A 14,940-nucleotide genomic window follows, 5' to 3' on the forward strand; every position below is an offset into this window, starting at 1 on the left:
TATGAGTGTACACTTACATTTAAAAATACCGGCATCTACTGCTAATTTAGGTGTCGGGTTTGATTCTATTGGAATGGCATTAAATAAATTTTTGTATCTTGATGTGCGTATCAATAATAGCAATAGATGGTCATTTAAACATATAGGCCCTAATGTTGAATCATTACCAACAGATGAAACACACTATATTTATCAAATTGCACAGCAAGTAGCCAATAAATATGATGTGACTTTACCGCCCCTATCTATTGAAATGAGAAGTGAAATCCCGTTAGCAAGAGGCTTAGGTTCCTCTGCTTCTGCACTCGTAGGTGGATTATACATAGCGAATTATTTTGGTGATATAGAGCTTTCTAAATATGAATTATTGCAGTTGGCAACTGAATTTGAAGGACATCCTGATAATGTGGCACCCACGATTTATGGTGGGCTTGTCTTAGGATATTATGATCCTGAAACAAAAGTGACGGATGTATCATATATTGACCCGCCAAAAGCTGATATTATCATTACAATACCATCAAATGAATTGAGTACAACGCTTTCAAGGAATGTCTTGCCGGAAACATTCTCGCATAAAAACGCTGTTAGAAATAGTGCAATCAGTAATACGATGATTAGTGCTTTAATACAACAGAATTATGAATTGGCAGGCAAAATGATGGAACAAGACGGTTTTCATGAACCATATCGCCAACATTTAATCCCAGAATTCCAAACGATTAAACAGATTGCAAAACAATATAAGTCTTATGCTACTGTTATTAGTGGTGCAGGACCAACTGTATTAACCCTGATTGCACCTGAACGAAGCGGCGAACTAGTAAGAGAATTGAAACGTGAATTTACGAATTGTCGATCAGAACTCGTTACAGTCAATATCACAGGTGTTGAATCTGAAGTAGTATATTAGTTTGATTGATTTGTTATAATATAGTTTTGTAGATGTTGAAAGGAGATTATAAGATGGGATATAAATTAATAGTGATGGATATGGATGATACATTAATGACTTCGGATAACGAAGTTAGCGCTGAAACAGCCAAGTATTTAATGAATATCCAAGCGCAAGGTTATAAAGTTGTACTTGCTTCAGGTCGACCAACAGATGGTATGATGCCTACAGCAAAACATTTGAAATTAGACCAATATAAAAGTTATGTCATAAGTTATAATGGTGGAAAAACGGTTAACGTTTCTGATGAAAAAGTGGAAGTGAGTCGCACTGTATCAAAATCTGATTTTGATAGTATTGTTGATTTTTGTAGAGCACATAGCTTGTTTGTTTTAACTTATCAAGATGGTTATATCGTCTATGAGGGTGAGCATGAATATATGAACATTGAATCAGAACTCACAGGCCTGCCAATGAAACAGGTAGATGATTTAAAAGCATATATTCAACAAGATGTACCTAAAGTTATGGGCATTGATTATGTTCCAAATATTACAAGTATTAGAAATAATTTAGATGGTCATTTTAATGAAAACATCGATGTTACTACAAGTAAACCTTTTTTCTTAGAATTTATGGCTCAGGGCGTATCAAAAGGCAATGCGATTACCGAGTTGTGTCAAAAATTAGATATAAACTTATCTCAAGTTATTGGTTTTGGTGATAGTTCGAATGATATATCGATGTTAAAAGTAGTTGGTAAAGCTGTTGCTATGGGTAATGCAAATGATGATGTCAAAGCTGTTGCTGATGAAGTTACTTTAACAAATGATAATGATGGTATCCCACATACTCTGAAATCTTTACTCAATTAAAATGTTGTATTATGTCATTGATTGATAATCTTATTCAAAAACCTCATTCTGAATATAGATGAGAGTGGGGCACAAATCTAAAAATAGCACTCAGATGAATTAAATTATATCATCTGAGTGCTTCATTTATTTAATACTTCCTATTATTGACTCGCCTTTTGAATGATAGCTTTAACCTGTAGTCTTCAGCTTGTCCTGTTTCCTCAAGCGTTTCGCTAAAATACGTCACATTTGTCCAAGAATTTTATATCTCAGACTCATCTTAAGTAAGTACTTATTTTGCAGTATGTGTCCATTCATTTTTACCTCGATGTCTTTTAACATGCGCATAGACATTATCTGCTGCATAATTTAAATTGGTATAAACCGTAATTGAAAACGCTGATTGATTGTCTTCAAATGCTTCTTCTGAAAATAGTTCTTTAAGATGGCTAAAAAGACTTTCCATTTGTGAGTGATCTAAACTTGGGTACTCTCTTAATGTGCGTTTGATTAGTTGATCATGTCTTTCTTCAAGTGATTGTACAACAATAACGAAACGTTCATCAGTTTCTAAAATATCGTCAAATAGGTTTGTTTGTCCAATCATAATTTCCACCTCTAAGTCATTAAATTATTAACTTCATTATACCCTAATTTTGACTATCTGAAAATATGATATGTTTTTAATTATTATAAAATCTCATGATAAAGGTTTATTTTAGAATAGGTAGGTAATAAATAACTGTAAGGTTTTTAATATTAAAAAAGCACTGCAAAAAGTATCTTAAAATACTTTTACAGTGCAGTTCATTAATTATAATCATGTTCTTTTAAATCAATGTCTTCGAGTTTAACAATTTTAGTTTGTCGCAATAATTTATGGACAAAATATATGATGGCTAAAATGATCATTGGCGATAGGTTTCTAATTAAGACACTAATGTCGCCTGCTAAAATTGCACCAATTGAATTTCCTATGAATAAGAATAATAACGCAATGATAACTATGATTGGCCCTAATGGATAAAAGGGAGCTTTATAAGGTAGTACTTCATTAGGGTTCTTGTTTTGTTTTTTTATCGCAGACCGCAGTCGGATTTGTGCTACGATACTAGAAGCCCAAACAACGATGACTAAAGAACCAATAATATTTAATAATGAAAAGACGATATCTGATTTAAACTGAGCAATTATAATTATTAATAAAACGATCATAAAAGTTACGAACAATGATACTAAAGGTAACTTTGTAGTTTTATTTAATTTACTCAAAAATCTAGGTGCTTGTTTATCTTCAGCCATTGAGAACAACATTCTACTTGTAGTATAAATACCTGAATTTGCAGCAGATAATAATGAAGTTAAAATAACAGCATTAATAACAGATGCAGCAAATGCAATACCTACACGATCAAAAACGATTGTAAAAGGACTCTGTGAGACAGATTCACTTTTGTTTAATAACAATGGATCTGTGTAAGGAATGATTGCTGAAATAACGGCGATTGATAAAACATAGAACAATAATATTCTCCAAAATACTTGTTTAATTGCTTTTGGCATGGATTGACTTGGATTTGAAGATTCTCCAGCTGTTACGGCTACGACTTCAGTACCGCCGACAGAGAATCCAGCGACAAGTAAAACACCCAGGAAGCCAGAGATACCTCCTACAAAAGGAGCTTCTCCTGTTACGTAGTTACCTAAACCATATGTCTTTCCACCTAAGATACCAATAATCGTTAATACACCAATAACGATGAAAATAATTATTGTTGCAACTTTGATAAGAGATAACCAAAACTCTGTTTCACCAAAAGCTTTTACAGAGAAAATATTAAGTAAGAAAAGTATAGCAAGGAAGATAATACTCCAAGTAACTGGGCTGAAAAATTGGAAGAAATCCCAATAATAAATTACACTTGAAGAAATAATAATATCAACACTTGTAACTAATAGCCAAATTGCCCAATATAGCCACCCCATGGTGAAACCTAGGGAGCTATCAACAAAACGGGTTGAATAAGAACTAAAAGAACCAGATACAGGGTAAAAGGTAGCAAGTTCACCAATTGAAGACATTAAGAAATATAACATTACACCAATAATCAAGTAAGCTAATATTGCACCACCTGGTCCAGCTTGTGATATTACACTTCCAGTAGCTACAAACAAGCCTGTGCCAATTGCACCGCCAATTGCTATCATAGAAATGTGTCTTGAATTTAGACCACGATTCATATTGTTTTGTGCCATAATACAGTCTCCTATAGTCTATTGAATTTTAAATATATTCTTCATTTTAATGGTTTTATGATTTAAGAGCAATGCTTTTTATGACTTTAAAGCCATAAAATGTTCAAATATTTTGAAAATTGTTATTTTATACATGTATTGTGAGTTGCTTTTACAAATGTTATAGATTAAAATAAGTACTAGGTAATAATTATTATTAATAAGAAAAAGCGGGGGAAATATTATGAGTAACAAGAAAAAATTGACGAGCTTATTTGGCGCACCAGTTTCAGATAGAGAAAATAGTATGACAGCAGGCCCTAGAGGTCCATTATTAATGCAAGATTGGTACTTTTTAGAGCAAATGGCTCATTTTGATAGAGAAGTTATACCTGAAAGACGTATGCATGCAAAAGGTTCAGGTGCATTTGGTACATTTACAGTTACAAATGATATTACACAATATACATCAGCAAGCATTTTTTCTGAAGTTGGTAAACAGACGGAAATGTTTGCACGTTTTTCAACTGTAGCAGGTGAAAGAGGTGCGGCTGATGCTGAACGTGATATCCGTGGATTTGCGTTGAAATTTTATACAGATGAAGGAAACTGGGATTTAGTAGGAAACAACACACCAGTATTCTTCTTTAGAGATCCAAAATTATTTGCAAGTCTAAACCACGCTGTAAAACGTGACCCAAGAACAAATATGAGAAGCGCACAAAACAACTGGGATTTCTGGACATCATTGCCTGAAGCATTGCACCAAGTCACAATCTTAATGTCAGACCGTGGTATTCCTAAAGGCTTTAGACATATGCACGGCTTTGGTTCACACACGTACTCAATGTATAACGACAAAGGTGAACGTGTATGGGTAAAATTCCATCACAGAACACAACAAGGTATTGAAAACTTACAACCTGATGAAGCTGCTAATATCATTGCTCATGATAGAGAATCATCACAACGTGATTTATTTGAAGCAATTGAGAATAAAGATTATCCAAAATGGAAATTATATATACAAGTAATGACAGAAGAACAAGCTAGAAATCATAAAGATAATCCATTTGATTTAACTAAAGTTTGGTATAAAGGCGATTACCCACTTATTGAAGTTGGGGAATGGGAACTTAACCGTAATCCAGATAACTATTTCCAAGATGTTGAACAGGCTGCTTTTGCACCAACAAATATTGTACCTGGTATAGATTTCTCTCCAGACAGAATGTTACAAGGTAGATTATTCTCATACGGTGATGCGCAACGTTATAGATTAGGTGTGAACCATTGGCAAATCCCAGTTAACCAACCTAAAGGTGTAGGCATTGAAAATATTTGCCCATTCAGTCGTGATGGTCAAATGAGAATTCTTGATAATAATCAAGGTGGCGGTACACACTACTATCCAAATAGTGATGGCTCATTTGAAGATCAACCTGAATTTAAAAAACCTGGGCTTAAAGTTGAAGGAGAAGCTTATGAATATGATTTCAGAGAAGACGATGATAACTACTTCGAACAACCAGGTCGTTTATTCAGATTACAATCAAAAGAACAACAAGAACGTATTTTTGAAAATACAGCCAATGAAATGCAAGGTACTACTTTAGAGGTACAACATCGTCATATTCGTCACTGCTATAAAGCGGATAGCGAGTATGGTAAAGGTGTTGCGAAAGCACTAGGCATTGACATTAATGATGTAGACCTAGAAATTGCAGATTAATAAGTGTATTTTGTTATACATGCATAACCATGTTCTATTCGCGTATAGAATGATATGAAAACAGTTCATTTATTCTAAATATTTGAGTTATCTGTAATGCGTATATGATATTAAACGGATGATTTTTTACTTTATATTGTAAAAAATCATCCATTTTTATATTTCGTGCTGAAGTATTAAGTATGGTTTAGTTTTTAAGTTGTTCCATTTATAAAAATAGCTTACAAAGTTGGAGAATTGTAAGCTATTAAAGAATTGTTTAATTAACGCTAACAACATAATGTTCGACTGAATGATACCTAATTTTATAACACAGTTATTAAAAATCTTTACCGTGTTTTTATACCTAAGAAGTTTTGTGAATAGAAATGCATTTTCCCACAATTATTACACAATAAAGTTATCATAGGTGTTGGATCATTTCCTAAAGAAGCTGTTAACAATGGTAGAAAATAATGTCCATCTAATATTTCAATATTTGGATGTTCACAGTTACATACGCTTTTATCTTTTGTTTTCTCCGTTATTGAATTGATTATGTGCTTTTTTTGATTATCAGTAATATGACGATTTTCCATATAAAACGCCTCCATATTTTTTAATATACGATTTCATTATAAGGCTTGGGGACCATGATTAATAGACACTTAACTTATTTAAAAGTGTTAATTAAACACTTTATTGTTAAATAACTATTAAAATTGGTGAATAAATTATAATTTGTAATAAGCGATAGTAATTTTATGTATTTAAAGTTTTTAAATCACCATTTTTTCAATGAATGTTGAAACTAATAAAATGACTATATAATAAAAAACGTCAATTCTATTGTAATGAAATAGAATTGACGTTTACGCTAAGTCTGAGATGTTTTACCCCAGACAATTAGCTTGAAGTGTCGTATTAAAAAGATAATGAAAGCACAGAATTATTTTGTTTCACGATGTAAAGTGTATTTATTTAATCGTGGACAGAACTTTTTAAGTTCAATTCGTTCTGGATTATTACGCTTGTTTTTAGTGCTAATATAATTACGATCACCACATTCAGTACAAGCTAATGTTATATTTACGCGCAAAGTTAACACCTCTTTCTTAACAGGAATCATTACGTTTTAAAATATTACCATATTCTATTATTAATTTCAATAAGATTTAATTTTGAAAAGTGTATAGTTAATTATATTTTAAATTGATAATTATTATTTGGATTTTAATCATTTAATTATTTTAGTTTGATAAATGAATAGAATGTGTTATTATACAAAACGTAATTATTACGATTTAAAAGGAGAGAATATTATGGCTAAAAAATCCAAAATTGCTAAGGAACAAAAGAGAGAACGCTTAGTAGCACAATATTACGAATTGAGAAAAGCATTGAAAGAGCAAGGAGATTATGAAGCATTACGCAAATTACCTAGAGATGCTTCACCGACAAGACTGACACGCAGATGCAAAGTAACTGGCCGTCCAAGAGGGGTGCTCAGAAAGTTTGAAATGTCACGTATTGCATTTAGAGAACATGCGCATAAAGGTCAAATACCAGGCGTAAAAAAATCAAGTTGGTAATTTCAGACTTTAGTTCATTTACATTTAAGGTAAAAGCATGTATATTAACTATTGGTAAAGATAAATTAAATGTCATTGTTCGGAAATAACTATCGTATGTATAAGTATTTTCAGTTATAGTTATGAATTTCATTTGAAAATCTTACCTTTAAATACTATTTTATTAATAAATGTTAGGGGTTTATTTAATTATGAAGATATTTGATTACGAAGATATACAGCTTATTCCAAATAAATGTATTGTAAATAGTCGTTCAGAATGTGATACTACTGTGAAATTTGGACCAAAATCATTTAAATTGCCAGTGGTACCTGCAAACATGGAAACAGTAATGAATGAGACGTTAGCAGAATGGTTCGCTGAAAATGATTACTTCTATATTATGCATAGATTTGATGAAGAAGCGCGTATACCATTTGTTAAGAAAATGCATGATAAAGGATTATTTGCTTCAATCTCAGTTGGTATCAAAGAGCGTGAATTTGATTTTGTTGAAAAATTAGCACATGATAATGTGATTCCTGAATATATAACAATTGATATCGCTCATGGTCATTCAGATGCTGTCATTAATATGATTAAACATATTAAAAAGCACATACCTGAAGCATTTGTTATCGCTGGTAACGTTGGTACTCCGGAAGGCGTACGTGAACTGGAAAATGCTGGTGCAGACGCAACTAAGGTTGGTATTGGACCAGGTCGTGTTTGTATTACAAAAATTAAAACAGGTTTTGGCACAGGTGGTTGGCAATTAGCCGCGTTGAACCATTGTAGTAAAGCTGCACGAAAACCAATAATAGCTGACGGAGGAATCAGAACTCACGGTGATATTGCTAAATCAATTCGTTTTGGTGCATCAATGGTTATGGTAGGATCACTGTTTGCTGCACATGAAGAATCACCTGGTGAAACCGTTGAATTAGATGGAAAAATGTATAAAGAATATTTTGGTAGTGCGTCAGAATTCCAAAAAGGTGAACACAAAAATGTTGAAGGCAAAAAAATGTTTGTTGAGCATAAAGGTTTATTGAAAGACACATTAATTGAAATGCAACAAGATTTACAAAGTTCTATTTCATATGCAGGTGGCAATGATTTAAATTCATTGACTAAAGTGGATTATGTTATAGTAAGAAACTCAATCTTTAATGGAGATAGAGACTAATAAACTAGTGGGTGTAAAAAATTAAACGATTTTTATTATATGTAATTGTATTTCTTTGTATTGTTTTAATTACTCCAATCAAAGCATTTACACCTTTAGAAAATTTACAGCAACAATTTAAAGCAAAAGTAGATAGTTGGTCTTCTTCTGAACAGTCACAAACTGAAAATGCTTTAAAAGTACCTGATGAGCAAGAATTTGCTTTGAATAACATTCAAATGAATATGTCAAAGGATGAAGTTGAAACAAAACTAGGTAAGGCAAAACGTGTTACTTCAAATGAATATGGTACGCAATGGTATACTTACTATTCGGAGAATTATAAGCGTTTTATTATGGTAAGTTATATTAAAGGTAAAGTGAACGGACTATACAGTAATCAAAATGTTATTTCTTCAAAATCTAAAATCAAATACAACACTCCTAAAGATATAGTTAGAGAACGATTAGGTGATCCGATAACTGCAAAACGCAAAGGTCATTTAAGTATAGACGTTCGCGATAATGAATTTGACAATTTTAAAAAAGACAACATTTACACAACTGCTTTTTATGACAAACATAATGACAATAATCTTACTGCGCTACTATTAGTAAGTGAAAAAATGGAGAATAGACTTCAAAATCAATATGCAACACCATCGCGTAATTTAGCAAAAGGTTTTGAACTGCAAAACCTTGATTTGGTCAATGCTGAAAGAGTACAACATGGGTTAAATACGTTAGATTATTCGACGGCTATCTCTGATACAGCACGTAAACACAGCACTGATATGGCTGAGAATAATTATTTTGACCATAATAATCAATCTGGTGATTCACCATTTGATAGATTAGAACAAGATGGCCATGATTTTAATGCAGCTGGCGAGAATTTAGCTTATGGTCAACCAAGTAGTATATATGCTCATCAAGGATTGATGAACTCTTTAGGCCATAGAAAAAATATCCTTAAAGATGAATTTAGTACGTTAGGTGTCGGAGTTGATTTTAATGAACACAAACAACCTTATTGGACTGAAAATTATACGGGATAGTGTTTATACATTGTTGAAAAGGGTATCTGTATTCTGTGAGGATGAGGTATTATGACAACAAATAAAAAAGATCAAACAGAAGATATACTAGAAAAAGTAAAAGATGTTTTAGAAAAAAATGACAATAAATAAGAGGCTACGCTTAGAGCGTAGCCTCTTATTTATTGAGAGTGTCTTTATCTATAAAATTAAATTTCTCTAAATAGGCCGACAACTTTACCCAACACAGCAACTTGATCTAAATAGATTGGCGACATTGTACTGTTTTCCGGCTGTAAACGGTAACGTGTTTTTTCTTTGTAAAAACGTTTGACTGTAGCTTCATTCTCTTCTGTCATGGCTACAATAATATCACCATTTTCAGCAATCGTTTGGCTTCTTACGATAACTTTATCGCCATCCAATATTCCAGCTTCAATCATGCTATCACCAACAACATTTAAGATGAAAATATCACTGTTATGTGTAGATGTAAAGTGCTCAGGTAACGGAAAATACTCTTCAACATTTTCGACAGCAGTGATAGGTATACCTGCTGTTACTTTACCGATGACTGGCACGTGGATTGTGGATTCCATGTTTACAGTTTCACCTAATTGTTCGGTAACGATTTCGATTGCACGTGGTTTAGTTGGATCTCTTTTTATATAACCCTTTTCTTCTAATCTAGAAAGATGTCCGTGCACAGTTGAACTTGATGCTAAACCAACAGCTTCACCAATCTCTCGAACACTTGGCGGATAACCCTTTGAATGAACAGTCTGCTTAATATATTCAAAAATTTCATTTTGTCGCTTAGTTAATTCTCTCATAATAGGCACTCCCTACATTAATTTATTTTTATTATAGCATGTATTATTAACGTTTACAAACGTTTGTTCGTTTTTATATTGACAGAGAACAGATGTTCTGATAAAGTATAGCTACAAACAAACGTTCTTAGGAGTGACTTATATGCTTAAACTATATATATATCAAATCAAACCTTATATTGCAGTATTGTTAGCTACAATGGTTTTATGTACTGTATTCATATTGACTGCTTATTATAATACGGAATCAGAACAGACGTACGAAATGACAGATCATCAAATGACAAATGTTTCTACAAAAGACGAACAGTATCAAATGAACTCAGATGAAAAAAGCGAACGGACACTTAATCAATTTTTAGCTAAAGCCAAATAAAATATTAAGCCACTTTTATTGTGAAAGTGAATTTGCTTAGGAAAATGATAAAATAAGCGTAACTATTTAGTTTCGCTTATTTTTTTGTTATATTTTCTATATTATGAATTACGGAGGTTTATTATGGCGAAAAATGATGCCGTAGATATTAAGCGTATAAATGAGTTAGCAAAAAAGAAAAAGGAACAAGGGTTAACTGAATCTGAATCAAAAGAGCAATCGAAATTAAGGAAGGCATATTTAGATTCTTTCCGAAAAAGCTTTAAAAAACAAATTGAAAGTACAAGAGTCATTGATCCCGAGGGCAATGATGTAACACCTGAAAAGGTGAAAAAAATATTAGATTCTAAAGATAAAAAAGATAATAACTAAATCAATTTTTTGTTAAATAAATACTAAATAAGGTATAATAGTACTGAAACTTGCTATAAGAAAGGAAGTCATTTAGATGAATAAAGAAAAAGATCAATTAGCAATAGATACGATAAGAGCTTTAAGTATCGATGCTGTTGAGCAAGCAAACTCAGGTCACCCTGGATTACCAATGGGAGCTGCTCCAATGGCATATACATTATGGACACGCCACTTAAATTTCAACCCCCAATCAAAAGATTTCTTTGATAGAGATCGTTTTGTATTATCTGCAGGGCATGGTTCTGCGTTGCTTTATAGTTTATTACATGTTTCAGGTAGTTTAGAATTGGATGAATTAAAACAATTTAGACAATGGGGTTCAAAAACTCCAGGTCATCCAGAGTTTAGACATACAGATGGTGTTGAAGTAACAACTGGACCATTAGGACAAGGTTTTGCTATGTCTGTAGGTATGGCAATGGCTGAAAAACATCTTGCTGGTAAGTTTAATAAAGAAGACGCTAACGTAGTAGACCACCATACTTATGTGATAGCTTCTGATGGGGATTTAATGGAAGGTATTTCGCATGAAGCTGCATCATTAGCTGGTCATAACCAATTAGATAAGCTTATCGTGTTATATGATTCAAATGACATTTCTTTAGACGGTGATTTAAACAAAGCATTTTCTGAAGATGTTAAAACACGCTTTGAGTCATATGGTTGGGAACATATTTTAGTTAAAGATGGTAATGATATAGATGCTATCGATAATGCTATTAAAGAAGCTAAAGCTTCTGATGTACCAACAATTATCGAAGTAAAAACAATCATAGGTTACGGCGCACCAAACAAACAAGCTTCTCATGGTGTACACGGAGCTCCATTAGGTGAAGAAGAAAGAAAATTAGCATTAGAAAACTATGGTTTGGATCCTGAAAAACGCTTTAACGTACCTGATGAAGTATATGAAATTTTCCAACAAACAATGTTGAAACGTGCTAATGAAAAAGAAGAAAGCTGGAATAAACTTGTTGAAACATACAGTGAAAAATATCCAGAATTAGCTGAAACATTTAAGTTAGCAATCAGTGGTAAATTACCAACGAACTACTCAGATGAATTGCCAGAATTTGAAGCAGGACATAGTGGAGCTTCACGTGCAGATTCTGGTGAAGTCATTCAAGCACTTAGTAAAACAGTGCCTTCATTCTTTGGTGGCTCAGCTGACTTAGCAGGATCAAATAAATCAAACGTTAAAGATGCGGTTGATTTTGATAAAGATACACCTGAAGGCAAAAATATCTGGTTTGGTGTACGTGAATTTGCAATGGGGGCTGCAGTGAATGGTATGGCAGCTCATGGTGGTTTACACCCATATGGAGCAACTTTCTTCGTCTTTAGTGACTATTTAAAACCAGCACTTCGTTTATCAGCAATCATGGGATTAAATTCAACGTTTATTTTTACACATGATTCAATTGCTGTTGGTGAAGATGGTCCTACACATGAACCTATCGAACAATTAGCTGGTTTACGTGCAATTCCAAACATGAATGTTATTCGTCCAGCAGACGGTAATGAAACACGTGTAGCTTGGGAAGTAGCGATGGAATCAGAAAGTACGCCTACATCTTTAGTACTAACGCGTCAAAACCTAACAACAATGGATTTACCTAAAGAAACTGTTGAAGAAGGTGTACGTAAAGGTGCTTATGTGGTGTTTGAATCAGATAAAGATCCAGAGTTCTTATTATTAGCTACAGGTTCAGAAGTTAATTTAGCTATTGAAGCTGCTAAAGATTTAGAAGGACAAGGTAAAGGTGTACGTGTTGTATCAATGCCTAACTGGCATGCATTTGATCAACAATCAGATGAATATAAAGCATCAATATTACCATCTTCAATTACAAAACGTATAGCTATAGAAATGGCATCATCATTAGGTTGGCATAAATATGTAGGTACTGAAGGTAAAGTTATTGGTATTGATGGATTTGGTGCAAGTGCGCCTGGTGATTTAGTAGTTGAAAAATATGGTTTCACTAAAGAAAACGTCCTAAATCAAATTCAATCGTTCTAATCATTTGTATAAAAGATAGCTAATATTTTGGTATGAGAGCATTTGTTCTCATGCCAATTTTTATTTATAAATAAAAATTGGATTATATTTACAAACTGAAATTATAATTGATATAATACATAAGGTTGGAAATATAAATGAATTGAGTCACTCTTGAAAAGGAGTGCTTATTTTAGTAAAATGCATTAGGATAGGAAAGTGGGTGAAACAATGGCAACTTGGTTAGCAATTTTATTAATCGTGTTAGCACTTATTCTAGGACTAGTCGGTGGATTTTTCCTTGCGAGAAAATATATGATGGATTATTTGAAAAAGAACCCGCCAATTAATGAAGAAATGCTACGAATGATGATGATGCAGATGGGTCAAAAACCATCTCAAAAGAAAATAAATCAAATGATGACAATGATGAATAAAAATCAAGACGACGCATTCAAGAAGAAGAAATAACGTCTTGTGAAGGCTGATGATTACTACCTACTAGTAAATCGTCAGCTTTTTTGGTTTGAACAAATACCTATTATATTTAAAAAATGAGAATATAATCTAGGTTCGGTCATATAAATGTGATGGTGCTTAATTTTGCTATTTGCAAACCATACTATAATGATTCGAAATTTTATAGATGGATTAAGTTTTTTAAATGGGCATTAAAATAATTAAAGTGAAAGTGAATGTAATTTATTTTTTAAATATTCAGTAAATATTTGATTGTAAAATCATATTTGTTATAATTTGTATATATAAGGGAGGTATTAATAAGTGAAGAGTGCTTATGACATGGAAGACAAAGAAGTTTTAGATCGACTAGCAAATATGCATATTAACTTTTCTACTGATGAAGCTTTCAAAGAATATCACAATGCGATGCAAATGCATGATATGAATTATCTTAGATATACTTTAGAAAATGCATTGTCAGCTTGTGATACAACACGCGCTATTTAAATAGCAATGAATAAGATAAGTCTGAAACAAGGCTTATTTTATTTTGAGTAATTTTCTATCAATACCTCTCGACGTTGGCATTAATCATTTGATATATACATAATTGAATTTTGAAATCTACAAATAAGGCTAAATAACATGTTATACAGATTAAATGAAACATATTAAAATTACTGAATGTTAAATAGTAAAATGATATACTATTTTAGGTGGAGATTTAGCCAGTAACATAAAGAAGGTGTAAGCATGTTATATTTAGTTTTTTCTATAGTTGTAGCTTTTTTAATGGGTATTGGGGTAATCGTTGTAAGAATGAAGGCGCAACAATATCCAGTGAATGAAAAGAAAATTATTTTACCGCCGTTTTTTATGGCAACAGGTGCATTAATGTATGTTGTTCCTTATTTCAGGTTAACAGGTATGGAAATAATAGAATGCATTATATTAGGCGTGCTTTTCTCAACGATATTGATTTGGACGTCTCGTTTTGAGACATACGGTAGTGAAATATATATGAAGCGATCTAAAGCTTTTCCTATTATCTTAATTTCGCTATTGTTGATTAGAACGATTATAAAAATATTTATTAGTAATAAAATAGATCCAGGTGAAATTGCTGGCATGTTTTTCTTACTAGCATTTTGTATGATTGTACCTTGGAGATTGGCTATGTTATATCAATATAAAAAAGTTAAGAAAACATTAATTAAATAAGCGAAATATGTAATAATACTAGTGTAATTGAATATGCTTGATACAAAAGGCTACTAAATTTCCTTAAAAATCACGGAATTTAAGTAGCCTGTTTTATATTTTGAGAAATTACTTGAGTATTAAGTTGGAGTATTATATCATAAAATCGAACGGATGT

Annotated in this window: 17 protein-coding genes; 12 read left to right on the top strand and 5 right to left on the bottom strand. The window is 32.3% G+C overall.

Going from position 1 to position 14,940, the window contains the following annotated elements; genetic code table 11:
- The first annotated feature begins 1 nt into the window (after position 1).
- On the top strand, positions 2–913 hold the full coding sequence (gene thrB, locus KA830_RS08035; protein WP_204180050.1) for a homoserine kinase: 912 nt from the start codon (positions 2–4) through the stop codon (positions 911–913).
- A 53-nt stretch (positions 914–966) separates the two neighbouring features.
- Positions 967–1,770, top strand: a complete 804-nt coding sequence (locus tag KA830_RS08040) for a Cof-type HAD-IIB family hydrolase (protein ID WP_064209007.1) — start codon at positions 967–969, stop codon at positions 1,768–1,770.
- 274 nt (positions 1,771–2,044) lie between these two features.
- Here KA830_RS08040 and KA830_RS08045 read toward each other — a convergent pair whose 3' ends face one another.
- Together KA830_RS08045 and KA830_RS08050 are read right to left on the bottom strand one after the other, a co-directional pair.
- The gene (locus KA830_RS08045) at positions 2,045–2,359 is read right to left on the bottom strand and encodes a hypothetical protein (protein ID WP_046208573.1); all 315 of its coding nucleotides are present in this window, start codon (positions 2,357–2,359) and stop codon (positions 2,045–2,047) included.
- 203 nt (positions 2,360–2,562) lie between these two features.
- Positions 2,563–4,008 carry an amino acid permease gene (locus tag KA830_RS08050; protein ID WP_204180049.1) on the bottom strand — a complete coding sequence of 482 codons (1,446 nt, stop codon included), beginning with the start codon at positions 4,006–4,008 and terminating at the stop codon, positions 2,563–2,565.
- 223 nt (positions 4,009–4,231) lie between these two features.
- On the opposite strand from KA830_RS08050, the gene KA830_RS08055 reads away from it, so the two are divergent.
- Positions 4,232–5,719, top strand: coding sequence for a catalase (locus KA830_RS08055; RefSeq protein WP_046208571.1), 1,488 nt, complete (start codon positions 4,232–4,234; stop codon positions 5,717–5,719).
- Positions 5,720–6,048: 329 nt separating this feature from the next.
- Here KA830_RS08055 and KA830_RS08060 read toward each other — a convergent pair whose 3' ends face one another.
- Positions 6,049–6,297 carry a hypothetical protein gene (locus KA830_RS08060; RefSeq protein WP_046208570.1) on the bottom strand — a complete coding sequence of 83 codons (249 nt, stop codon included), beginning with the start codon at positions 6,295–6,297 and terminating at the stop codon, positions 6,049–6,051.
- Positions 6,298–6,647: 350 nt separating this feature from the next.
- On the bottom strand, positions 6,648–6,797 hold the full coding sequence (rpmG, locus tag KA830_RS08065; RefSeq protein WP_017724369.1) for a 50S ribosomal protein L33: 150 nt from the start codon (positions 6,795–6,797) through the stop codon (positions 6,648–6,650).
- A gap of 223 nt (positions 6,798–7,020) precedes the next feature.
- Here rpmG and rpsN point away from each other — a divergent pair, with 223 nt between their 5' ends.
- From rpsN to KA830_RS08080, 3 genes are all read left to right on the top strand, one after another.
- Positions 7,021–7,290: a 30S ribosomal protein S14 gene (gene rpsN / locus KA830_RS08070; protein ID WP_046208569.1), complete on the top strand. Its 270-nt coding sequence runs from the start codon at positions 7,021–7,023 to the stop codon at positions 7,288–7,290.
- Positions 7,291–7,481: 191 nt separating this feature from the next.
- Positions 7,482–8,459 (top strand): GMP reductase, encoded by a 978-nt coding sequence (gene guaC / locus KA830_RS08075; RefSeq protein WP_204180048.1) that lies wholly within the window; start codon positions 7,482–7,484, stop codon positions 8,457–8,459.
- Between the two features lie 20 nt (positions 8,460–8,479).
- On the top strand, positions 8,480–9,496 hold the full coding sequence (locus KA830_RS08080; RefSeq protein ID WP_107525847.1) for a CAP domain-containing protein: 1,017 nt from the start codon (positions 8,480–8,482) through the stop codon (positions 9,494–9,496).
- A gap of 188 nt (positions 9,497–9,684) precedes the next feature.
- On the opposite strand, the gene lexA is transcribed toward KA830_RS08080, so the two are convergent.
- Positions 9,685–10,308, bottom strand: a complete 624-nt coding sequence (lexA, locus tag KA830_RS08085; RefSeq protein ID WP_046208566.1) for a transcriptional repressor LexA — start codon at positions 10,306–10,308, stop codon at positions 9,685–9,687.
- A gap of 142 nt (positions 10,309–10,450) precedes the next feature.
- Between lexA and sosA the strand changes: the two genes are divergently transcribed.
- The 6 genes from sosA to KA830_RS08115 all read left to right on the top strand — a co-directional run bounded on the left by sosA (position 10,451) and on the right by KA830_RS08115 (position 14,783).
- The gene (sosA, locus tag KA830_RS08090; RefSeq protein WP_107525846.1) at positions 10,451–10,684 is read left to right on the top strand and encodes a DNA damage-induced cell division inhibitor SosA; all 234 of its coding nucleotides are present in this window, start codon (positions 10,451–10,453) and stop codon (positions 10,682–10,684) included.
- A 123-nt stretch (positions 10,685–10,807) separates the two neighbouring features.
- Positions 10,808–11,056 carry a DUF896 domain-containing protein gene (locus tag KA830_RS08095; protein WP_046208564.1) on the top strand — a complete coding sequence of 83 codons (249 nt, stop codon included), beginning with the start codon at positions 10,808–10,810 and terminating at the stop codon, positions 11,054–11,056.
- A 76-nt stretch (positions 11,057–11,132) separates the two neighbouring features.
- Positions 11,133–13,121: a transketolase gene (gene tkt / locus KA830_RS08100; protein WP_145381769.1), complete on the top strand. Its 1,989-nt coding sequence runs from the start codon at positions 11,133–11,135 to the stop codon at positions 13,119–13,121.
- A gap of 210 nt (positions 13,122–13,331) precedes the next feature.
- Positions 13,332–13,571, top strand: coding sequence for a YneF family protein (locus KA830_RS08105; protein ID WP_019467986.1), 240 nt, complete (start codon positions 13,332–13,334; stop codon positions 13,569–13,571).
- A gap of 312 nt (positions 13,572–13,883) precedes the next feature.
- The gene (locus KA830_RS08110; protein WP_046208562.1) at positions 13,884–14,069 is read left to right on the top strand and encodes a hypothetical protein; all 186 of its coding nucleotides are present in this window, start codon (positions 13,884–13,886) and stop codon (positions 14,067–14,069) included.
- A 246-nt stretch (positions 14,070–14,315) separates the two neighbouring features.
- Positions 14,316–14,783 (top strand): CcdC family protein, encoded by a 468-nt coding sequence (locus KA830_RS08115; protein WP_046208561.1) that lies wholly within the window; start codon positions 14,316–14,318, stop codon positions 14,781–14,783.
- Positions 14,784–14,940 lie beyond the last annotated feature (157 nt).

It is taken from the genome of Staphylococcus sp. GDY8P119P (genome assembly GCF_017892075.1).
Classification (GTDB): Bacteria; Bacillota; Bacilli; order Staphylococcales; family Staphylococcaceae; genus Staphylococcus; species Staphylococcus ureilyticus.

Excerpts from the sequence above, each read along its gene's own strand:
- KA830_RS08040 (WP_064209007.1), top strand. The coding sequence starts at position 967 with ATGGGATATAAATTAATAGTGATGGATATGGATGATACATTAATGACT.
- thrB (WP_204180050.1), top strand. The coding sequence starts at position 2 with ATGAGTGTACACTTACATTTAAAAATACCGGCATCTACTGCTAATTTA.
- KA830_RS08115 (WP_046208561.1), top strand. The coding sequence starts at position 14,316 with ATGTTATATTTAGTTTTTTCTATAGTTGTAGCTTTTTTAATGGGTATT.
- sosA (WP_107525846.1), top strand. The coding sequence starts at position 10,451 with ATGCTTAAACTATATATATATCAAATCAAACCTTATATTGCAGTATTG.
- KA830_RS08055 (WP_046208571.1), top strand. The coding sequence starts at position 4,232 with ATGAGTAACAAGAAAAAATTGACGAGCTTATTTGGCGCACCAGTTTCA.
- guaC (WP_204180048.1), top strand. The coding sequence starts at position 7,482 with ATGAAGATATTTGATTACGAAGATATACAGCTTATTCCAAATAAATGT.
- KA830_RS08050 (WP_204180049.1), bottom strand. The coding sequence starts at position 4,008 with ATGGCACAAAACAATATGAATCGTGGTCTAAATTCAAGACACATTTCT.
- KA830_RS08045 (WP_046208573.1), bottom strand. The coding sequence starts at position 2,359 with ATGATTGGACAAACAAACCTATTTGACGATATTTTAGAAACTGATGAA.
- tkt (WP_145381769.1), top strand. The coding sequence starts at position 11,133 with ATGAATAAAGAAAAAGATCAATTAGCAATAGATACGATAAGAGCTTTA.
- KA830_RS08095 (WP_046208564.1), top strand. The coding sequence starts at position 10,808 with ATGGCGAAAAATGATGCCGTAGATATTAAGCGTATAAATGAGTTAGCA.
- KA830_RS08060 (WP_046208570.1), bottom strand. The coding sequence starts at position 6,297 with ATGGAAAATCGTCATATTACTGATAATCAAAAAAAGCACATAATCAAT.
- lexA (WP_046208566.1), bottom strand. The coding sequence starts at position 10,308 with ATGAGAGAATTAACTAAGCGACAAAATGAAATTTTTGAATATATTAAG.
- rpsN (WP_046208569.1), top strand. The coding sequence starts at position 7,021 with ATGGCTAAAAAATCCAAAATTGCTAAGGAACAAAAGAGAGAACGCTTA.
- KA830_RS08105 (WP_019467986.1), top strand. The coding sequence starts at position 13,332 with ATGGCAACTTGGTTAGCAATTTTATTAATCGTGTTAGCACTTATTCTA.